This is a genomic window from Mycobacterium sp. 4858, from assembly GCF_900240975.1.
Lineage (GTDB): Bacteria > Actinomycetota > Actinomycetes > Mycobacteriales > Mycobacteriaceae > Mycobacterium.
Genome location: NZ_LT968776.1, coordinates 2,609,813 through 2,629,659, shown reverse-complemented (window position 1 = coordinate 2,629,659; position 19,847 = coordinate 2,609,813). Strand labels below are relative to the sequence as shown.

Annotated in this window: 22 protein-coding genes, 1 tRNA gene and 1 pseudogene; 9 read left to right on the top strand and 15 right to left on the bottom strand. The window is 68.3% G+C overall.

Translation table 11 applies throughout. From position 1 onward, the window contains the following. The first annotated feature begins 150 nt into the window (after positions 1–150). A complete protein-coding gene (mtf2, locus tag C1737_RS20825; RefSeq protein WP_082974930.1) occupies positions 151–993 on the top strand; it encodes a fatty-acid O-methyltransferase Mtf2 in 843 nt (280 codons plus the stop codon). Between the two features lie 82 nt (positions 994–1,075). Here mtf2 and C1737_RS20820 read toward each other — a convergent pair. The 3 genes from C1737_RS20820 to C1737_RS20810 all read right to left on the bottom strand — a co-directional run bounded on the left by C1737_RS20820 (position 1,076) and on the right by C1737_RS20810 (position 2,253). Further along, positions 1,076–1,165 (bottom strand) — tRNA-Ser (locus C1737_RS20820). Positions 1,166–1,194: 29 nt separating this feature from the next. Beyond that, positions 1,195–1,653 (bottom strand): nucleoside deaminase, encoded by a 459-nt coding sequence (locus C1737_RS20815; protein WP_067920184.1) that lies wholly within the window; start codon positions 1,651–1,653, stop codon positions 1,195–1,197. Positions 1,654–1,731: 78 nt separating this feature from the next. After that, entirely contained in the window at positions 1,732–2,253 is a 522-nt protein-coding gene (locus tag C1737_RS20810; protein ID WP_067920185.1) for a tRNA adenosine deaminase-associated protein, read from the bottom strand. A 128-nt stretch (positions 2,254–2,381) separates the two neighbouring features. Between C1737_RS20810 and C1737_RS20805 the strand changes: the two genes are divergently transcribed. Further along, positions 2,382–3,326 carry a prephenate dehydrogenase gene (locus C1737_RS20805; RefSeq protein WP_082974931.1) on the top strand — a complete coding sequence of 315 codons (945 nt, stop codon included), beginning with the start codon at positions 2,382–2,384 and terminating at the stop codon, positions 3,324–3,326. Here the strand turns inward: C1737_RS20805 and C1737_RS20800 are convergent. The 5 genes and pseudogenes from C1737_RS20800 to C1737_RS20780 all read right to left on the bottom strand — a co-directional run bounded on the left by C1737_RS20800 (position 3,289) and on the right by C1737_RS20780 (position 7,339). Beyond that, positions 3,289–3,888 carry a putative glycolipid-binding domain-containing protein gene (locus tag C1737_RS20800; protein ID WP_068095670.1) on the bottom strand — a complete coding sequence of 200 codons (600 nt, stop codon included), beginning with the start codon at positions 3,886–3,888 and terminating at the stop codon, positions 3,289–3,291. The genes C1737_RS20805 and C1737_RS20800 overlap by 38 nt on opposite strands. Positions 3,889–3,892: 4 nt before the next feature. After that, positions 3,893–4,617: pseudogene (locus tag C1737_RS20795) on the bottom strand (ABC transporter permease). Next, complete coding sequence (locus tag C1737_RS20790) at positions 4,614–5,300, bottom strand: ABC transporter permease (protein ID WP_102419351.1); 687 nt, start codon at positions 5,298–5,300, stop codon at positions 4,614–4,616. The pseudogene C1737_RS20795 and the gene C1737_RS20790 overlap by 4 nt, the downstream one beginning before the upstream one ends. A gap of 3 nt (positions 5,301–5,303) precedes the next feature. Further along, positions 5,304–6,395 carry an ABC transporter ATP-binding protein gene (locus C1737_RS20785; protein ID WP_102419350.1) on the bottom strand — a complete coding sequence of 364 codons (1,092 nt, stop codon included), beginning with the start codon at positions 6,393–6,395 and terminating at the stop codon, positions 5,304–5,306. Then, positions 6,392–7,339, bottom strand: a complete 948-nt coding sequence (locus tag C1737_RS20780; RefSeq protein ID WP_102419349.1) for an ABC transporter substrate-binding protein — start codon at positions 7,337–7,339, stop codon at positions 6,392–6,394. The genes C1737_RS20785 and C1737_RS20780 overlap by 4 nt, the downstream gene beginning before the upstream one ends. Positions 7,340–7,439: 100 nt before the next feature. Here C1737_RS20780 and C1737_RS20775 point away from each other — a divergent pair, with 100 nt between their 5' ends. Beyond that, positions 7,440–7,793: a lipopolysaccharide assembly LapA domain-containing protein gene (locus C1737_RS20775; protein ID WP_067920270.1), complete on the top strand. Its 354-nt coding sequence runs from the start codon at positions 7,440–7,442 to the stop codon at positions 7,791–7,793. A 17-nt stretch (positions 7,794–7,810) separates the two neighbouring features. Here C1737_RS20775 and C1737_RS20770 read toward each other — a convergent pair whose 3' ends face one another. Further along, on the bottom strand, positions 7,811–8,857 hold the full coding sequence (locus C1737_RS20770; protein ID WP_067920196.1) for a phosphotransferase family protein: 1,047 nt from the start codon (positions 8,855–8,857) through the stop codon (positions 7,811–7,813). Positions 8,858–8,892: 35 nt separating this feature from the next. After that, on the bottom strand, positions 8,893–9,501 hold the full coding sequence (locus C1737_RS20765; protein WP_102419348.1) for a histidine phosphatase family protein: 609 nt from the start codon (positions 9,499–9,501) through the stop codon (positions 8,893–8,895). 193 nt (positions 9,502–9,694) lie between these two features. Here C1737_RS20765 and C1737_RS20760 point away from each other — a divergent pair, with 193 nt between their 5' ends. The 5 genes from C1737_RS20760 to C1737_RS20740 are packed head-to-tail and all read left to right on the top strand — an operon-like array spanning position 9,695 to position 14,454. Continuing rightward, positions 9,695–10,741, top strand: a complete 1,047-nt coding sequence (locus tag C1737_RS20760) for a phosphotransferase family protein (RefSeq protein WP_102419347.1) — start codon at positions 9,695–9,697, stop codon at positions 10,739–10,741. A 1-nt stretch (position 10,742) separates the two neighbouring features. Next, entirely contained in the window at positions 10,743–11,507 is a 765-nt protein-coding gene (locus tag C1737_RS20755; protein WP_102419346.1) for an SDR family NAD(P)-dependent oxidoreductase, read from the top strand. A gap of 54 nt (positions 11,508–11,561) precedes the next feature. Next, a complete protein-coding gene (locus tag C1737_RS20750) occupies positions 11,562–12,881 on the top strand; it encodes an acyl-CoA dehydrogenase family protein (protein ID WP_067920204.1) in 1,320 nt (439 codons plus the stop codon). Further along, complete coding sequence (locus C1737_RS20745) at positions 12,878–13,489, top strand: TetR/AcrR family transcriptional regulator (protein WP_068095699.1); 612 nt, start codon at positions 12,878–12,880, stop codon at positions 13,487–13,489. Before C1737_RS20750 ends, C1737_RS20745 begins: the two co-directional genes overlap by 4 nt. Continuing rightward, a complete protein-coding gene (locus C1737_RS20740) occupies positions 13,489–14,454 on the top strand; it encodes an NADPH:quinone oxidoreductase family protein (RefSeq protein ID WP_102419345.1) in 966 nt (321 codons plus the stop codon). The genes C1737_RS20745 and C1737_RS20740 overlap by 1 nt, the downstream gene beginning before the upstream one ends. A gap of 74 nt (positions 14,455–14,528) precedes the next feature. Here the strand turns inward: C1737_RS20740 and C1737_RS20735 are convergent, their stop codons facing one another. Next, on the bottom strand, positions 14,529–16,409 hold the full coding sequence (locus tag C1737_RS20735) for an alkyl/aryl-sulfatase (RefSeq protein WP_199182998.1): 1,881 nt from the start codon (positions 16,407–16,409) through the stop codon (positions 14,529–14,531). A 172-nt stretch (positions 16,410–16,581) separates the two neighbouring features. Here C1737_RS20735 and C1737_RS20730 point away from each other — a divergent pair, with 172 nt between their 5' ends. After that, positions 16,582–17,058 carry a lipoprotein LpqH gene (locus C1737_RS20730; RefSeq protein WP_067920212.1) on the top strand — a complete coding sequence of 159 codons (477 nt, stop codon included), beginning with the start codon at positions 16,582–16,584 and terminating at the stop codon, positions 17,056–17,058. Here the strand turns inward: C1737_RS20730 and C1737_RS20725 are convergent. The 4 genes from C1737_RS20725 to C1737_RS20715 all read right to left on the bottom strand — a co-directional run bounded on the left by C1737_RS20725 (position 17,051) and on the right by C1737_RS20715 (position 19,817). After that, positions 17,051–18,568, bottom strand: a complete 1,518-nt coding sequence (locus tag C1737_RS20725) for a cell wall metabolism sensor histidine kinase WalK (protein WP_067920272.1) — start codon at positions 18,566–18,568, stop codon at positions 17,051–17,053. The genes C1737_RS20730 and C1737_RS20725 overlap by 8 nt on opposite strands. Further along, on the bottom strand, positions 18,546–19,250 hold the full coding sequence (locus tag C1737_RS20720) for a response regulator transcription factor (protein WP_067920214.1): 705 nt from the start codon (positions 19,248–19,250) through the stop codon (positions 18,546–18,548). Before C1737_RS20720 ends, C1737_RS20725 begins: the two co-directional genes overlap by 23 nt. Before the next feature lie 151 nt (positions 19,251–19,401). Then, a complete protein-coding gene (locus C1737_RS26925) occupies positions 19,402–19,557 on the bottom strand; it encodes a DUF6131 family protein (RefSeq protein WP_090419013.1) in 156 nt (51 codons plus the stop codon). 11 nt (positions 19,558–19,568) lie between these two features. Next, entirely contained in the window at positions 19,569–19,817 is a 249-nt protein-coding gene (locus C1737_RS20715; RefSeq protein WP_082972912.1) for a hypothetical protein, read from the bottom strand. Positions 19,818–19,847 lie beyond the last annotated feature (30 nt).

The following is a 19,847-nucleotide window of genomic DNA, read 5'->3' as shown; positions in this document are numbered from 1 at the left end:
GCTATCCACCTTCGACCGAGCATGCCGAGGATCGGAAGGAAATCGGTGCACTCACAGGGAAGAACGGGCGCCAACCACGTGGACAATCCGGATTGACTCGGTTGCGTCGAATGTGATCAAAGCCGCGCCGGGATTTGCTATGCTCCGCCGATGGCGCTGCAGGGTCAACAGCGCGGCTTTCGTCGCGTGCTCCTGGACACGGTCAATCTGAAGTATGCGCAGTATATCCATGAGTATTTCTATCAGAAGTTCTTCTACCGCTACTTGACCCGCAAGCTGTCCGTCAAAGACGTGTTGTTCCTCAACTACGGCTATGAGGAAGATCCGCCGATGGGCATTCCGCTTGAGCCCTCCGACGAGCCGAACCGGTATTTCATTCAGCTTTATCACCGTACGGCGACGCAGGTGGATCTCAGTGGCAAGCAGGTCCTCGAGGTCGGTTGCGGCCACGGCGGTGGGAGCTCATACCTCATGCGGACCCTGCACCCGGCCTCATACACCGGGCTGGACTTGAACTCGGCCGGTATCGCCTTTTGCCGGGAAAGACACCATATCGCCGGCCTGAAGTTCGTCGAAGGCGACGCCGAGGACCTGCCTTTCCCGGACGAATCGTTCGACGCGGTGATCAATATCGAATCCTCGCACCTTTACGCGCAATTTCCGCGCTTCCTCTGCGAGGTTGTGCGTGTGCTGCGCCCGGGCGGGCATTTTCTCTACGCCGATTTCCGCCTCACCGAGGGGCTTGCCGTCTGGGAGGCACAATTAGCCGACGCGCCGATGCGGATCGTCTCGCAGCGGGTGATCAATTCAGAAGTCATGCGCGGGATGGAGAACAATTCACAGTGGTGGATGGCGGCGGTGAATGCGCTTGTGCCCGCCTTCGCGCGCAGCTTTGCCGTAACCCGCGGTTACCGATTCGTGTGGAACACGTACCAGGGCTTCCGAACTGGGGGACCCACCGAATACCGGATGTACTGCTTCGTCAAGGCGTGAGGCGGTCTCCCGCGCGGAGAACGCCTGGCCGCGGTGGGAACCGCGGACCGCGACCTGAGTTGCTGGACGCGGTTAAGGGCGTTGGCGGTGGCGGAGGGATTTGAACCCTCGGACGGTGTTAGCCGTCACACGCTTTCGAGGCGTGCTCCTTAGGCCGCTCGGACACGCCACCGCCGAGCAGCTTATCTGACGGCCGGCCCCTCACCCCAATCGCTGGCGAGCGAAGAAGGCCTCCAGCGGTGCGGCGCACTCTTCGGCGAGCACGCCGCCACGCACTTCCGGCCGATGGTTGAGCCGCCGATCGCGGACCACGTCCCATAGGGATCCGACCGCTCCGGTCTTCGGTTCCCACGCGCCGAACACGAGCCGGCCGATGCGGGCCAGGACCAGCGCGCCGGCGCACATGGTGCATGGTTCGACGGTGACGGCCAGTGTGGCGCCCTCCAGCCGCCAGCCGTCACCGAGGACGCCGGCTGCCGCGCGCAGCGCCAGGATCTCGGCGTGCGCCGTGGGATCGCCCAGGGCCTCTCGGGCGTTGACCGCGCGGGCCAGTTCGGTTCCGTCGGCGCCGACGACCACCGCACCGATGGGCACGTCGCGAGGACCCGCCGTCGCCGCGACCGACAACGCGGCACGGATCAGGTCTTCGTCGCCGATCACCGACGGGGCTCGGTCATTCGTGGCGACCCGCTACGCCCGGCTCCGCCGCGCTTGCGATCGCCACGACCGCGCTCGCGATCACCGACCGATGCGGTCGATCACGGCCGACAACTGGTCGGCGAAGCCCATCTCCCGGGCGATGCGGCCGAGCTGCTCGTCCGCGTACAGGTCGGCCTCGTCGAGGATGACGCCCAGCACCGCCTCGGGCAGGCCGATATCGGACAGCAGCCCCAGGTCGCCCTCCTCGAAGGGGTCCGATTCCTCGAGGTCCTCGGGGTCGATGTCGGCGTCAAGTTTGTCCAGCACTTCGGCGGCGATGTCGTAGTCCAACGCCGCGGTGGCGTCCGACAGCAGCAACCGCGTCCCGGACGGCGCCGGGCGCACGATCACGAAGAACTCGTCATCCACGTCGAGCAGCCCGAACACGGCGCCGGAGCTGCGCAGCTCCCGCAGCTCAGTCTCGGCGGCCTTCAGGCTCGTCAGCGATTTGCGCGCCATCGGGGAACACCGCCACTGACCCTCTTCGCGCACGACCGCTACGCCGAAACCGTCCGGCGTATCGGCAGACAGGCCCTGGGCTGAGGCCCGTTGTGCTCCCATGGCCGCTTACGGTAGTCGCAGACGAGGCCCCCTGACCAGATGGAGCGAAACGCGGCAACGTCTGACCACACCGCGCCGCCGGATTGTGCCAACCTTGGTCTGTGGCTAGCCCTGTTTCTCGACCACCGGTGTGCGTGCTCGGGCTGGGGCTGATCGGCGGCTCGATCATGCGGGCCGCCACGGCCGCGGGCCGGCAGGTGTTCGGCTACAACCGGTCGGTGGAGGGTGCGCACGGGGCCACCGCCGACGGTTTCGACGCCAGCACCGACCTGACCGCCATGCTGACCCGCGCCGCCGACGCCGGCGCGCTGATCGTGCTGGCGGTGCCCATGCCGGCGATGGCCGGCATGCTCGCCCACATCGGCGAACTGGCCCCGAACTGCCCGTTGACCGACGTCACCAGCGTCAAACGAGCGGTACTCGACGAGGTCGTCGCGGCCGGCCTGCGGCAGCGGTTCGTCGGCGGTCACCCGATGACCGGCACCGCTCACTCGGGTTGGGCCGCGGGCAACCCCGGCCTGTTCACCAGGGCGCCGTGGGTGGTCAGCGTGGACGACCACGTCGACCCGGTGGTGTGGTCGATGGTGATGACGCTGGCGCTGGATTGCGGCGCGGTGGTGGTGCCGGCCAAGTCCGACGATCACGACGCCGCGGCGGCCGCCATCTCCCACCTCCCGCACCTGCTGGCCGAGGCGCTGGCGGTCATCGGGGGGGAAGTCCCGCTGGCCTTCGCGCTGGCCGCCGGATCGTTCCGCGACGGGACAAGGGTGGCCGCCACCGCCCCGGACCTGGTGCGGGCGATGTGCGAGGGCAACGCCGACCAGCTGGTGCCCGCCGCCGACCGGGTCATCGAGCTGCTGAGCCGGGCCCGCGACTCACTGGTCGGGCACAAATCGGTGGCCGAACTCGTCGAGGCCGGGCACGCCGCCCGGACGCGCTACGACAGCTTCCCGCGTTCCGAGATCTTCCACGTCGTCATCGGCACCGAGAACTGGCGCGAGGAGTTGGCAGCCGCCGGCCGGGCGGGCGGGGTGATCAGATCCGCTCTGCCAAGCCTGGATAGTCGACGATGAAGCCCTCTTCGTCGACGCTCACGACGGTGTCGGCGACCGGGGAGCGCAGCTTGATGCCGTCGAGGCCGCCCGAGCTGGTGTAGCTCACGACATCGGCGGTGATGGACATGTCAGGCAAGGTGACATAGACCACCGGCAAGGTGACCGAGTCTGCCCGTTCGTGGAGGCCGAGCCTGCGGATGGGCAACGCGTTGAAGAACGGGCTGAACACCACGTCGCAGTCCAGGGCGCCGTTGTACGCCGCACGGCGCTCGCCCTGATGGTCGGTCACCAGCCACATGTTCTCTTCGTCGCGGGCGATGGAGATCACACGTTCCCGCTCGGCCAGCGTGACGGTCATGCCGAGCCGCTTGGTGGCGCCGGTCTCATCGGTCTGCAGGTCGTAGTACGCGCCGAACGCCGGATTGGTTGCCGTGGCGGCGGCAACGATGCGGCCGTTGGCCTTGATTCTCTTGCCGGACACTTGAATTCGTACCGATTCCATCCGCGATACGTCCTGTGCACGCCAGGTGAGCATCGCCTGCCATACCCGCCGAGTCGAATCCGAGGAATCTGTGTTCACTCATCTACCGTAAATCGTGCCCGCCGGCCGTGGCGTACCTGCCCGGCGCTCGCGCCTGGCGGCGGTCTTGCGCAGGCGGTCGCCGCCCGGCACCGACGCCCACACCGCCAACGCCAGCAGCCCGTCGAGCGCCAACGCCAACACGGCCACCATCAAGGCGCCGACCAGGGCGAGGTGGAACTCGCGCTCCTTGATTCCGTCGATCAGGTATCTGCCCAGTCCGCCGAGACTGGCGTAGGCCGCGACCGTCGCGGTGGCAACCACCTGCAGCGTCGCGCTGCGCAACCCGCCCAGGATCAACGGCATCGCGTTGCGCGCCTCCACCCAGAGCACCTGGGCCTCCGTCATTCCCATCGCGCGGGCGGCGTCGACCACGGTCGGGTCCACGTTGGCGATTCCCGCATACGTGCCGGCCAGCAGCGCCGGGACACCCAGCAGCATCAGGGCGACCAGTGGTGGCCCCAGGCCCAGCCCGAACAGCAGCGTTCCGAGCAACAGCACGCCCAGCGTCGGCAGTGCGCGAAGCCCGTTGACCGCGCCGACCACCAGCAGGGTGCCGCGGCCGGTGTGTCCGATGATCAGCCCCGCGGGAACGGCGATCAGGGCCGAGGCGCCCACCGCGATCGCCGTGTACTCGAGATGCTCCAGGACACGCGCCGCCAGTCCGACCGGGCCCGTCCAGTTGTCGGCGGTGAACAGGTAGGTGACGGCGCGCTGCACGAAGTTCATCGCGCGCCACCCACGATCGGGGCCACCACCGACCGTCGGCGCGGGGCGCGCCCCGCGCGCTCCCACGGTGTGACCAACCGGCCGGCCACCACGATCAACGCGTCGATGACGATCGCCAGCGCGAAGAGCGCGATGATGCCCGCGAGGATCTGGTCGCTCTTGTTGGTCTGATAGCCCTCGGTGAACCAGGCGCCCAGGCCGCCGATGCCGATCACCGAACCCACCGAGACCATCGCGATGTTGGTGACCACCACCACCCGCAACCCGGCCACCAGGACCGGAACAGACAGCGGTAGTTCGACTTTCAGTATCCGGGCGAGCGGCGAGTAGCCGACCGCGGTCGCGGCGTCGCGCACCGGGGCCGGCACCGCGTCCAGCGCCTCGAGCACCGCCCGCACCAGCAACGCCGCGGTGTAGGCGGTCAGCGCGACCATCACATTGGCCTCGTCGAGGATCCGGGTCCCGATGATCATCGGCAACACCACGAACAGCGCCAGCGACGGGATGGTGAACACGACGCTCGCGGTTGCCGTCGTCAGCCGGCGCGCAAGCGGAGCGCGCTGCACCGCCGCGCCCAGTGGGACCGCGATCGCCAACCCGATCAGCACCGGCACCAACGACAGCCGCAGATGGACGAGAGTCAGCGCCCAGGCGCCGTCGAGGTGGGTGAGCAGGTAGTGCATCGCTCAGTCCCGCCGTCGGGCTTCCACCGCGTCCAGCACGTCGCCGGCCAGCACACCGCCGATGACCCGGCCGCCGTCGTCGACGGCGACGCCCATCCCCGACGGCGACGACAGCGCCGCGTCCAGCGCCTGGCTGAGATTTCCGCGGGGACGAAACAGCGAGCCGACGCCGCTCATGCTGTCGGACAACGAGGCACCCCCGCGATGACGGCGCAGCCCTTCGGTGTCGATCCAGCCCAGCGGCGCGCCGGCGCCGTCCACCACCACCGCCCAGCCGTCTGCCGGGCAGGTATTGAGCAGGTCGCCCGCGGGGATGCGCTGCACGTCGTGGAGCGGCAGGCCGGCGGCATCGATGAGTTGCAGCCATCGGTAGCCGCGGCCCAGGCCGATGAACCTCGCCACGAAATCGTTGGCCGGGCGCGACAGCAGCCGCGCGGGGTCGTCGTACTGCTGCAACGACCCGGCCCGGAACACCGCAACCTTGTCGGCGAGCTTGAGCGCCTCGTCGATGTCGTGGGTGACGAAGACGATCGTCTTGCGCAATTCGCTTTGCAGGCGCAGGATTTCGTTCTGCAGATCGAGCCGGACGACGGGGTCGACGGCCGAGAACGGCTCGTCCATCAACAGGATGGGCGGGTCGGCCGCCAGTGCACGCGCCACGCCGACGCGTTGTTGCTCCCCGCCGGACAGCTGCGCGGGGTAGCGGCCGGCGAGCTTGGCGTCCAGCCCCACGCGTTCGAGCACCCCATAGGCGGCGGCGCGGGCCGACCGCCGGGATTGGCCCTTGAGCACCGGAACCGTTGCGACGTTGTCGATCACCCGAAGGTGCGGCATCAGTCCGGCGTGCTGGATGACGTAGCCGATGCCGAGGCGCAGCCGCACCGGGTCGAGGGTGGACACGTCCACCCCGTCGACGGTGATGGCGCCGGCCGTCGGCTCGATCATCCGGTTGATCATGCGCAGCGCCGTAGTCTTGCCGCTGCCCGACGAGCCGACGAAGACGGTCAACTTCCCAGTCGGAACGGTCAGGCTCAACCGGTCCACCGCGGTGGTCCCGTCGGCGAAGGCCTTGCTGACGTCGTCGAAAACGATCATTGCCCGACCGGGTGATTGAAGCCGTTGTCCCGCAGCCATTTCCGGGCGGCCTGATCCGGATCAACGCCGGAGTTTCCCGCCACGGCGGCGTTGAGTCCGGCCACCCCCGCGGTGGTCAGCCTCGCCGACACGGCATCCAGCACCTCCTTGAGCCGGTCCGACTTCTTCTGCGAGTTGACCAGCGGCACGATGTTACCGGCCAAGAAGTTGTGCGCGGGGTCTTCGAGCACCACCAAATGGTTCTGCGGGATGGCCGGTGACGTGGTGAAAACGTTTGCGGCGTTGACCCTTCCCTCGACCAAGGCGCGCACCGTTACCGCGCCGCCACCGTCGTCGATCGCGACGAAGTCGCCGGGGCTGATGTCGAGTCCGTACTTCTGCCGCAACCCCGGCAGGCCGGCCGGCCGCGTCGCGAACGCCGAGGGTGCGCCGAACCTCACGTCCGCCGAATAGGCCGCCAGGTCGGCGATTGTCTTCAGCTTCCAGGCATTAGCCGTCCCACCGGTCACGGTCACGGTGTCGGTGTCGGAGGCCGGCGAGGGCGTCAGGATCGCCAGATCCCCCGGAAGTTTGTGGTCGAGCTCCAACTCGACGGCGCCCAGTACGGTCGCCGTCGACTCGGGCGCGAAATAGAGCAGCAGGTTACCGATGTACTCGGGCACCAGGTCGATGGAATGGTCTTTCAGCGCGGGGATATAGCTCTCCCGGCTGCCGATCCCCATCCGCCGGCCCACCTCGAATCCGTTGGCCTGCAACGCTTGTGCGTAGATCTCGGCGATGATGTGTGATTCCGGGAAGTCGCCGGACCCCACGACGATTGACTTCGGGCTGCGGACGGCGCCGCCCAGCGGGTCGGAGCTACTGCACGCCGATAGGACGCAGATCGCCGTGAACCAGACGGTCGCTTGGATCATCGCGCGGTGCACGCGCGACGGCATCCTCATACCGCCGACACTAACGGCAGAACCGCGCGGGCGCCGGGACCAGGCGGCCCGGTTGCGCGGTTTGGTTTCATTCTTTGCCCGATGGGACAAAGATGACACCATGAGCAGCCACACCCCTGCCTCGCCCAGCCAGCCGCCCGCCAAGCCCGCCGCGGCGCCCGAACCGGGCAAGGCGCCCAGGGAACCGGCGATCGGGTTCACCCGCGCCGGTGCGCTGTGGTCATCCCTGATCGGCGGCTTCCTGATCCTGATTCTGTTGCTGATCTTCATCACTCAGAACACGGTGGAGACGCCCTTTACGTTCCTGGGCTGGCACTGGAGACTGCCGCTGGGGGTGGCCATCCTGCTGGCGGCCGTGGTGGGCGGGCTGATCACGGTGGCCGTCGGCACCGCGCGGATCCTTCAGCTACGGCGGGCGGCGAAGAAGCACCACGCGGCCTCGCGCAAGGGTTAGCGCGCCGCGGGCGCGCCTCAGCGGGGCAGCTTGGCCAGCTCCGCCAGCCCGCGGGAGATCAGCGGCGCCACGACCTCCGGTGTGTGGTCGGTGTCCAGCCCGCGCGCCTGGTCCGACATCCGTCTGCGGAAGTCGATGCCCGCGGCGATGATCGCGAGCTTGAAGTAGGCCAGCGCCATGTAGAACTCCCAATGCGCCAGCGGCAGCCCGGCCACGAGTGAATACCGGTCGGCCAACTCGTCGGCCGTCGGCAGCAGCGGCGACGTCCACGCGGCCTGGGCGTTGACGATCAGGTCCAGCGCGGGGTCGCGGTACACGCACATCAGCGCCGCGTCGGACAGCGGGTCGCCGAGGGTGGACAGCTCCCAGTCGACCACGGCGCGCACCTTCGTCGGGTCGTCGGCGTCCAGGATGGTGTTGTCGATCCGGTAGTCGCCGTGCACGATCGACGTGCGGCTCTGCTGGGGAATGGCTTCCTGCAGACCGGCATGCAGGCGCTCGACGTCGGCGTCACGGCGGTCGTCGGGCAGCCGCACCAACGCCCACTGCGAGCCCCACCGCCGCACCTGGCGCTCCAGGTACCCGCTGGGCTTGCCGAAGTCCGCCAGGCCCACGGCCGCGGGGTCGACGTTGTGCAGATCGACGAGGACCCGGATCAGCGAGTCGACGCAACCCTCGATGACGGTGTGGCTGAAGGCTTCCAGTTGGGCGCGGCGGCGCACCACCTGACCGGCGACGAATTCGACGATCTGAAACGGCGCACCCAGCACGGATTGGTCCTCGCACAGCGCGATCGCGCGCGCCACGGGGACGGGTGTGTCCCACAGCGCGGCGACCACCCGGTACTCGCGCGCCATGTCGTGCGCCGACGGGGTCAGCCCGTGCAGAGGCGGGCGCCGCACCAGCCAGCTGGTCGCGTCGTCGTAGACCCGGAACGTCAGATTGGACCGGCCACCGGAGATGAACTCCGCGCGCAACTCGCCCTCGCGTCCGATGCCCAGCGAGCGCAGGTAGGCGTCCAGCGAGGCCAGGTCGAGCCCTTCGAGTTGGTCAGCTGAAGTCACCGGACTTGTTTACCACCGCCACAGGGCGGTCCGGCTCACCACCGCTGATTTCGAGGCAGCAGGTCCCACACGTGCTCGACCCCGTTGACCCCCGCGACCGTCGCCTGGCCTGATCGCGAGAACAGCAGCCGGGTGATCGAGGCGTAGTCGACCGGAAAGGACAACAGGCGGGACGTCCCCAGGATCTGGTGCAGCAGGACGTTGATCACCCCGCCGTGGCTGAACACCGCGACGGTGTCCTCGGGGTCGGCGGCGGCGACGAGGTCGTCGACGGCCGCGCGCACCCGCGCCAGGAAGGCGTCCTCGTCGACCGCGCTCGGCAGGTGGCCTTGGGCCAGGCGCGCCCACTCCTCGGGCATCTCCTCGCGGATCTGCTCGACGGGGATGTAGAGCGGAAGGTCGCGGTCGTATTCAGCGAATCGGTCGTCGATCTCTACCGCGAGCTCCCGCGCCGCCGCGACCGGTTCGGCGGTCTGGACGGCGCGCCTCTGGGGGCTGCTCACCACCCGGGAGATGGGAAACCGGTCCAGCGCCTTGGGTAGCCGCTCGATCTGCGCCAATCCCTCGTCCGACAGGTGCGGGTCGGAGCCCTGCCCGTGTTCGCTGCGCAATGGCAGCGCGTGCCGGACCAGAAGCAATTGCATGTGTTCGTTCCTGTCTGTGGTTGGCGCGACGTGTTCATTCAAAGCACGCGGACCGGCCGCCGCAAAACGGGGCGCGGCGACGGCCGCCTCAGGGCCCCGGGGTTTCTGCTCACCGCGACAAGCCGGACTGATCCGAAAGCCCCGCGCCTACGGCGGAGAATGCTATTCTCCGCACAGAGAGCGAGGTGTGCGGATGGCGACGGTAGGCCAGGTCCAGTTGGAAGCGGGCGTTCTTGCGCGTTGGCTGGACGCGAACGATGCGCCGGGAAACGGCGAGGAGCCGCGGCTGGAGCAGCTCAAGGGCGGTTCGCAGAACACGCTGTACCTGCTCGAGCGCGGCGGCGAGCGGATGGTGTTGCGCATGCCCGGCGCCCGCGCCGACGCCGCGCGCATCGACGGCTTGCTGCGCGAGATCCGGCTGGTGCGCGCGCTGTCCGGCACCGACGTCCCGCATGCGGCGCTGATCGCCGCCGACGACACCGGTGCCGTGCTCGGCATGCCGTTCTACGTCATGCAGGCCATCGACGGGTGGAGCCCGATGGACGGCGGATGGCAGCCGCCGTTCGACACCGACCTGAATGCCCGACGCGGGCTGGCCTTCGAACTCGTCGAAGGCGCGGCCAAGCTGGGCCGGGTGGATTGGCGCGCACAAGGTCTCGAGGGTTTCGGCCGCCCGGACGGATTCCACGACCGGCAGGTGGATCGCTGGCTGGCGTTCCTCGACGCCTACAAGGTGCGCGAGCTGCCCGGCCTGGACGTGGCCGCGGACTGGCTGCGAAACAACCGGCCCGCGCACTACCGGCCCGGCATCATGCACGGCGACTACCAGTTCGCCAACGTGATGTTCGCCCACGACGCGCCGGCGCGGCTGGCCGCGATCGTGGACTGGGAGATGACGACGGTCGGCGACCCGCTGCTGGATTTGGCGTGGTGCCTGCTGGGCTACGACGGCGAAGAGCCGCGCGCCGACGGCTTCTATCTGGACATGCGCGGCATGCCCGGCCGGAGCGAATTGCTCCGGCATTACGAGACGGTCAGCGGGCTTTCCACCGAGAACATCGACTACTACCTGGTGCTGGCGAATTGGAAGCTCGGCATCGTGCTGGAAAAGACCTACGCTGCCGGGGTGCGCACCGGAAAGGTCGACCCCAAGGTCCAAGACGCCTTCGGGACGATGATCCCGCAGCTGATCGCGACGGCGGCCGAGCTGGCCCGCTCGTTGCCCTCCGGGGCCCACTGAAATGGGTTATGCCGACCAGCTTTTCGATCTCACGGACCGGGTCGTGCTGGTCACCGGGGGCAGCCGCGGGCTGGGCCGCGAGATGGCGTTCGCGGCAGCACGCTGCGGCGCCGACGTCGTGATCGCCAGCCGCAACATCGACAACTGCGTGGCCACCGCCAAGGAGATCCAGGCCGAAACCGGCCGCTCCGCTTTGCCGTATCAGGTGCACGTCGGCCGCTGGGACCAGCTCGACGGGCTGGTCGAGGCGACCTATGACCGATTCGGCAAGGTGGACACGCTGATCAACAACGCCGGCATGTCACCGCTGTACGACAAGCTGACCGACGTCACCGAGAAGTTGTTCGACGCGGTCGTCAACCTCAACCTCAAGGGCCCGTTCCGGTTGTCGGCCTTGGTGGGCGAGCGAATGGTCACGGCCGGGCGAGGATCCATCATCAACGTGAGCACGGCCGGGTCGCTGCGCCCGACGCCGGACATCGTCCCCTACGCCGCCGCCAAGGCCGGGCTCAACGCGATGACCGAGGCACTGGCGAAGGCGTTCGGGCCATCCGTGCGGGTCAACACGCTGATGGCCGGGCCCTTTCTCACCGACGTGAGCAAGGCCTGGGACCTCGAGGCGGCCCAGAGCAAGCCGTTTGGACACCTGGCGCTGCAGCGCGCCGGGGAACCGGCCGAAATCGTCGGGGCAGCATTGTTTTTGGCATCCGACGCGTCCAGTTTCACCACCGGCTCGATCCTGCGCGCCGACGGCGGTATCCCCTGACGTGGCGCGTCGCCACCTATGACCGCTGCCCAATGAACGAATAGGAGCATTCGAATGTCCTGGGACTTCTCCACCGAACCGGAATTCCAGCACAAGCTCGACTGGGTCCGCGACTTCGTCCACCACGAGGTGGAACCCCTCGAGGTGCTGTTCCCGGGTTGCGAGTTCCTGCCGCTGAACGACGAGCGCCGGCGGATCGTCGATCCGCTCAAGCAGCAGGTGCGCGACCAGGGGTTGTGGGCACCACACCTTGGCCCCGAACTCGGCGGACAGGGCTTCGGCGCGGTCAAGCTGACGTTGATCAACGAAATCCTGGGCCGCAGCCCGTGGGCGCCGATCGTGTTCGGCACGCAGGCGCCCGACACCGGCAACGCGGAGATCATCGCCCGCTTCGGAACGCAGCAGCAGAAGGACCGCTATCTCGCCGGGCTGCTGTCCGGGGAGATCTTCTCCTGCTTTTCCATGACCGAACCGCAGGGCGGCGCCGACCCGCGGGTCTTCCGGACGCGCGCCTTCCGCGACGGCTCGGAAAAAGACGGGGACTGGGTGATCACCGGGCGAAAGTACTTCTCCTCCAACGCCTCCGTCGCCTCGTTCTTCATCGTCGTCGCGATCACCGACCCCGACGTGCCGGTCCACCGCGGCGCGTCGACGTTCCTGGTGCCGGCTGGTACCGAAGGCCTGACCATCGAGGCCACCCATCATCTGGTGGGGGCGCTGCCGCACGAACCCGGGCATTCGCTGGTGCACTACGACGGGGTGCGCGTGCCGTCGGACGCGCTGCTGGGTGAACCGGGCCAGGGGTTCATGATTCTGCAGACCCGGCTGGCCGGCGGGCGGCTGCATCACGCGATGCGGTCGATCGGGGTGGCCCAACGCGCGGTGGAGATGATGGCCCGTCGCGCGAAAAGCCGTTTCACTCAAGGAAGTTCGCTGGCCGACAAGCAGCTGGTGCAGGCGTTCGTCGCCGACTCGTACACCGAGCTGATGCCGTTCCGGCTGGCGGTCCTGCACGCGGCGTGGCTGATCGACACTGCCGGCGAACACGCGGCCCGCGCCGAGATCGGCGCCTGCAAGATCCTGGCGTCACAAGTGCTCAAATCGATTGGGCTGCGGGCGATCCAGGTGCACGGCGCACTCGGCACCACCGACCAGCTTCCGCTGGTCAACGTGCTGCTCGGCGGCGTGGCGCTGGGCCTGGCCGACGGGCCGACCGAGGCCCACAAGGTCAACCTGGCCCGGCTGCTGCTCAAACACTACGAGGCCGAGGACCCCGAGTGGCCCAGTGAGCTGCTGGACATCCGCCGGGAGGCCGCGCGCACCAAGTACGGCGACCTCATCGACCGCGTTCCGGCGCTGCCCGATTCGCCGTGAGCAGCCGGGTGACCGCGGCGGTCGAGCGGGCGCTCGACGACCGCCAGCGGGAGGCCACCGAGGAGGTGGAGCGCATCCTGGCCGCCGCGGTGCGCGTCATGGAACGGGTGGCGCCGGAACCACCGCGGGTCAGCGACATCGTCGCCGAGGCCGGCACGTCGAACAAGGCGTTCTACCGCTACTTCGCCGGCAAGGACGATCTCATCCTGGCCGTCATGGAGCGCGGCGTCGGCATCGTGGTGTCCTACCTCGAGCACCAGATGGCCAAGGAGAGCGAGCCGCGCGAGCGGGTCGCTCGCTGGATCGAGGGCACGATGGCGCAGGTCGCCGACCCGCACCTGATCAGCATGAGCCGCGCGGCGGCGGGCCAGATGTCACCCCGCACCAATTGGCCGGCGGTCGATCAGGAGATGCTGCGGCCGCTGCGCGACCTGCTCGTCGAACCCGTTGCGGCGCTGGGCAGCAGCGACGTCGAGCGCGACGTCGAGGCGGTGTTCAGTTGCACGGCCGCGACCATGCGGCGATACGTGGGGTCTGCCGACCGGCCCGGGTCCGACGACATCACGCACCTGGTCGGATTCTGCCTGCGCGGTCTGGGGGTCGGCTGATGCGCGCGGTGGTCTGCCGTTCCTATGGCACACCGGAAGACCTGGTTCTCGAGGACGTCGACGAGCCGGTCCCGGCCCCCGGGCAGCTGCTGGTGCGCGTGCACGCCGCCGCCGTGAATTTCCCCGACGTGCTCTTCATCGCCGGCAAGTACCAGGTCAAGATCCCGACGCCGTTCATACCGGGCAACGAGATCGCCGGCGAGGTGATCGCCACCGGCGAGGGCGCGCCGTTCGAGCCGGGGCAGCGAGTGGCCGGAACCACCTTCGGGGCGTTCGCCGAACGCGCACTGCTGGACGCGAGCCAGGCGGCGCTCATCCCCGACGACGCGGACTTCGCGTCGGCCGCGGCCTTCGGCGTCACGTACCGCACCGCGTATCACGCGCTGCGCTCGACCGCCGCGGTGGCAGAAGGGGATTGGGTCGTCGTGCTGGGCGCCGCGGGCGGTGTGGGGCTGGCCGCGGTCGACCTGGCCGTCGCCATGAAGGCCCGGGTGCTGGCCGCGGCGTCGAGCCCCGAGAAGCTCGACCTGTGCCGGCGACGCGGCGCCGAGGCGACCGTCGACTACGACCGGGAGGACTTGAAGGCGCGCATCCGCGAGCTCACCGGCGACGCCGCCCGGGTGGTCATCGATCCGGTCGGCGGGCCGTACGCCGAGCCAGCGCTGCGCGCGCTGGCGCGCGGCGGCACCTTCGTCACTCTGGGCTACGCCGCGGGTTCCATACCGGCGATCCCGCTCAATCTCGTTCTGCTCAAGGACATCTGCGTGCGTGGCATGGAGATCCGCACCTTCATGACCGACCATCCCGACCAGGCCGTCCGCGACATGCGGGAATTGTCGGAGATGTTCGCCGCCGGCACGATCCGCCCGTACATCGGTGCGCGATTCCCGCTGTCCGAGACCGCGGCCGCGCTGCGGCACGTGGCCGACCGCAAGGTGTTGGGCAAGGTCGTCATCGACGTATGACGCGGTGTGGCGCCGAGATTGCCGCCATGGTCGTGAAATCCAGGTCCGGAGCAGCCCTCAGGGCAATCTCGACGTCAGGGCGTGACGATGTTGAAGCTCGGGTCGGGTTGGTCCAGCGCACCCAGGAGGGCCTGTAGCGCCGCCTGGTCGCCGGATATCTGCAGGCCCGGGGAGGTGAAGTCGCCCAGCGCCGCGGCCAGCAACCGGGACTTGCCGTCCAGCTGCACCGTGACGGTCGCCGTCGCGGGTTGGGCCGGAGCCTTGCGGTGGACGAGCACCCCGTTGCGCAGGGTGAGCCGGTAGTTGGCGGCCAGATCGGTGAAGGCGATGTCGACGGCGAGGTCGAGATCCCAGCTGCGTGGCCCGTCGACCCGGATGGCGAGGCTGTCGAAGATCTGTTCGGGGGTCAGCTGGGACAACATGGTGGGCGACGCGACCTGAGCCGCCGTGCCGAAGTTTCCGTTCCGCAATTCGGTTGCGCCGCTGAGGAAGAAGTTGCGCCACGTTGCGTTCTCGGCGCCGTAGGCCAGCTGCTCGAGCGTGTCGGCGTACAACGCACGAGCGTCGGCATGGTCGCTGTCGGCGAAGACGGCATGGTCGAGAAGGGTTGCCGCCCACCGGAAGTCGCCGGAGTCGAACGCCGTCCGGGCCAGCTGAACAACTCGGTCGATGCCGCCCATCGCCTCGACATAGCGGGGAGCGAGAGCCTCCGGCGGATGCGGCCACAGCCTGGCCGGGTTGCCGTCGAACCAGCCCATGTAGCGCTGGTAGACGGCCTTCACGTTATGGCTGACCGAGCCGTAATACCCGTGGGTGTGCCAGGCGCGCTCGAGCGCCGGCGGCATCCGGAACATCTCCGCGATCTCGACGCCGGTGTAACCCCGGTTGAGCAGCCGCAGCGTCTGGTCGTGCAGGTAGGCATAGAGGTCGCGCTGCAGCGAGAGAAATTCGACGATGTTCTCCCTGCCCCAGGTGGGCCAGTGATGCGACGCGAACACCACGTCGGCGCGGTCGGCGAAGGTGTCGATCGCCTCGGTGAGGTAACCCGACCAGGCGTGCGGGTCGCGCACCAGGGCGCCGCGCAGGGTCAGCAGGTTGTGCAGGTTGTGGGTGGCGTTCTCGGCCATGCACAACGCGCGGAAACGCGGGAAGTAGAAATGCATTTCGGCGGGTGCCTCGGTGCCGGGCGCCATCTGGAACTCGATCTCCACGCCGTCGATGGTGTGCCTCTCGCCGGTCTCGCGGACGTCGATGGTGGGGACGATGATCGCCACCTCGCCGGTGGACGTGGCCTGGCCCAGCCCGCAACCGACCTGGTCCTGCGGCCCGCGGGGCAGCAACGTGCCGTACATGTAGGTCGCCCGCCGCGTCATGGCCGGGCCGGCGTAGACGTTCTCCCGGACAGCGTGCTCGGCAAAGCCTTCCGGCGCCAGCACGTCGACCGCGCCGGCGTCCACGTCCGCCTGTGTGGTGACGCCCAGCACGCCGCCGAAGTGGTCGACGTGGCTGTGGGTGTAGATCACCGCGACGACGGGGCGCTCGCCGCCGCGGTGGGCGCGATACAACGCCAGCGCCGCCGCCGCGACCTCGGTGGACACCAACGGGTCGATGACGATGACGCCGGTGTCGGTCTCGACGAACGTGACGTTCGAGATGTCGAAGCCACGGACCTGGTAGATGCCGGGAACCACTTCGTAGAGGCCCTGTTTGGCGGCCAGCGTCGACTGCCGCCACAGGCTCGGGTGCACCGACGCCGGCGCCTGACCACCGAGGAAGGAGTAGGCGTCGTTGTCCCACACCACCCGGCCGTCGGCCGCCTTGATGACGCACGGGGACAGGGCGGCGATGAACCCGCGATCGGCGTTGCGGAAGTCCGCGTCGTCATCGAATGGCAGCGCGTGTGCGCGGTGCGCCGCCTCGATGACCGCGGTGGGGGGTTTGTGCTGCACGCCAATACATTGCCACCAACGCGCCATTCCGCGAAGCCGTTCCACCGCATCCTGTCCAGTGATCAACGGACACAGAAACAATTCGCCCGAATGCTAGATGTTCGGCCCAGTTAACCCGCATACTGCCCCAGACGGCCCTCAATGCCGAGGGTCGCAACTTTCGGGCAAAGGAGAACACGTGAAGCGTGGACTGACGGTCGCGGTGGCTGGAGCGGCAATTCTGGCCGCCGGAGTCTCCGGCTGTTCAAGCAGCAAGCAGCCTTCGGGCGGTTCGGGCACCAGCTCGGCCGTGAACACCTCGGCGGGCGCCGCCAGCGGAACCAAGGTCCTGATCGACGGCAAGGACCAGAACGTGAGCGGCTCGGTCGTGTGCACGTCCGCGGGCGGCACCGTCAACATCGCGATCGGTGGCGCAGCCACCGGCATCGCCGCCGTGCTCACCGACGCCAACCCGCCGCAGGTGAAATCCGTTGGCCTGGGCAACGTCAACGGCGTGACGCTCGGATACACGTCCGGAACCGGCCAGGGCAACGCCTCCGCCGAGAAGAACGGCAACAGCTACAAGATCACCGGAACGGCCACCGGGGTCGACATGGCCAACCCCATGCAGCCCGTGAACAAGCCGTTCGAGATCGACGTCACCTGCTCTAGCTAGCCGAGCTCGCGGGCGGTTGCCACCCGTTGAGTGGCAACCGCACCGTGAACTCGGTATGACCGGGTGAGCTGTTCACCCTGATCGTCCCGTTGTGGGCCTTGACCACCGCGGACACGATCGCCAGACCCAGCCCCGTGCTGCCGCCCTTGCGGGAGCGCGAGGTATCACCGCGGGCGAACCGCTCGAACACCTCCGATTGCAGCGCCGCCGGGATGCCGGGCCCGTTGTCGATCACCTGCAGCACGGTGTGTTCCGGCTCGGTACTCAACCGCGTCGTCACGACCGTGCCCGCGCCGGTGTGCAATCGGGCGTTGGCGAGCAGGTTGGTCAGCACCTGGTGGAGCCGGGCCGCGTCACCGGTGACGATCACGGGCTCCTCCGGCAGGTCGAGTTCCCACTGATGGTCGGGCCCGGCGACATGCGCGTCGTTGACCGCGTCAACGGCCACCCGTGACAAATCGACCGGCTCGCGTTCCAACGGCCGGCCGGAGTCCAGGCGGGCCAGCAGCAGCAGATCCTCGACCAGCCGCGTCATCCGTTCCGTCTCGGAGGCCACCCGGCTCATCGCGTGCGCCACCGCCTCGCGGTCGTCACCCATGCGTTGGGTGAGTTCGGTGTAGCCGCGGATCGCAGCCAGGGGCGTGCGCAGCTCGTGGCTGGCGTCGGCGACGAATTGGCGAACCCGCGTCTCGCTGGCCTGCCGCGCCGACAGGGCGGACGCGATGTGGTCCAGCATCCGGTTGAGGGCCGAGCCGAGCTGGCCCACCTCGGTGGAGGGGTTGGCATCGGACTCGCGCACCCGGACCGGCAGCTGGACCTCACCGCGGTCCAGCGGCAGGTCGGCCACCTTGCTCGCGGTCTGCGCGACCCGGCGCAGCGGTGCCAGCGCCCGGCGGATGATCACGACCCCGGCGATCGTCGCGGCGGCCAAGGCGATCACGGTGACGATCCCGAAGATGATCAGCATCCGGATCAGGGTGGCGTCGACGTTGGACATCGACAGACCGGTGACGATCGTGTCGCCCCCGTTCCGGCTCGGGGCCGCGACCACCCGATATCGGCCGAGGCCATCCAGGTCGACGGTGACCGGTGCGCGACTGGAGGCGACCTGTTCCAGTTGGTTCTGGGCCGTCGGGGTCAGCGCGGCGCGGGTGCCGCTGCTGGTCAGGTAGCCCGCGTCGACGGTCTTGCCGTGATTGACGACCGCGGCCACCATGCCCGCCGGCTGACCGGGGGCGTCGAGAAATCGCGGGCCGGGGCCCGGCCGCGGATAGAAGGAGTGCTCGTGGCGCCAACCCGGGCGGTTCGGTTCGGGATACATCAGCGCCGAGCGGAACGATGTGCCGGCGAGCTGCCCGTCGAGCTGCTTGACCAGGTGGTGGTTGAGCGCCAGTTCGGTCGCCGCGGTGATGCCGACGCACACGATGGCCAGCACCACGATCTGCCCGACCAGCAGCCGCAGCCGCAGCGACCAGGCCCGCCGCGGGTTAGCGGGCCGGCTTGAGGACATAACCCGCGCCACGCAGCGTGTGGATCATGGGGTCGCGACCGTTGTCGATCTTCTTGCGCAGATAGGAGATGTAGAGCTCGACGATGTTGGACCGGCCGCCGAAGTCATAGCTCCACACCCGGTCGAGGATCTGGGCCTTGCTCAGCACCCGCTTGGAGTTGCGCATCATGAACCGCAGCAGCTCGAACTCGGTGGAGGTCAACGCGATCGGTTCGCCGGCCCGGGTGACCTCGTGGCTGTCCTCATCGAGCACCAGGTCGCCGACGACCAGCTGGGCGCCGCTGTCCAGCGTGGTCACGCCGGTGCGCCGCAGCAGCGCGCGCAGCCGCAGCACCACCTCTTCGATGCTGAACGGCTTGGTGACGTAGTCGTCGCCGCCCGCGGTCAGCCCGGCGATGCGGTCTTCCACCGCATCCTTGGCCGTCAGCAGCAGCACCGGAAGCTGCGGGTTCTCTTCACGCAGCTTGTGCAGGACGTCGAGCCCGCTCATGTCGGGCAGCATCACATCGAGGACGACCACGTCTGGGCGCTGGGCCCGGGCGGCGGCGATAGCCGATGCCCCGTCGCCGGCGGTGGCGATGTTCCACCCCTCGTACCGCAGAGCCATGGACACCATCTCAGCCAGGACGGACTCGTCGTCCACGACCAACACGTTGATCGGATTGCCGTCCGCGCGGCACATGACAACCCGCTCGACGGAGGCTCGGGGCTGTGTCACAGGTTCCAGTATGCGCAGCGCGCTGAGCCGCCGCTATGGCCTGGCTTTGCGTGACCTGTGAACGGGATCGCGCGGCCGCCCGGCAGTCGCGCGATCCCGTTTTCCGGCGTGGTGGCTAATACCAATAGCGCCGGCCGGCGACTGGACGACCGATCGAACCCATGATCCACAACACGGCGCCGATGACCAAGACCACGACACCGATTTCCCACAGCAATGGGACACTGAATACAAACCCGAGAATAAGCAGGACTACGCCCAAGACAATCATCACAACTCCTTTTAGGTGAGGGGTAGTAGAACACCAGGCATTGAACTGGGCTGCGGAACATGGCAGTCCTTGACTTTCGGGTTGACGCCCCCGTAATTCAAAGGCCCCGCAATGACGGTCAACGCAATGTTTCCCGCCGTGACACAGCTGGTCGAGTCACCTTTGAAGTAGTCGCGTTGCCATGCCGCGAACACCCCGATGAGCAGCCATACCAGGGCAATGGTGCCGATGATTCCGCTGCCACGCATAGTGACCTCCAATGTGGTCGAGAAAAATTTCTCGTGGACGAT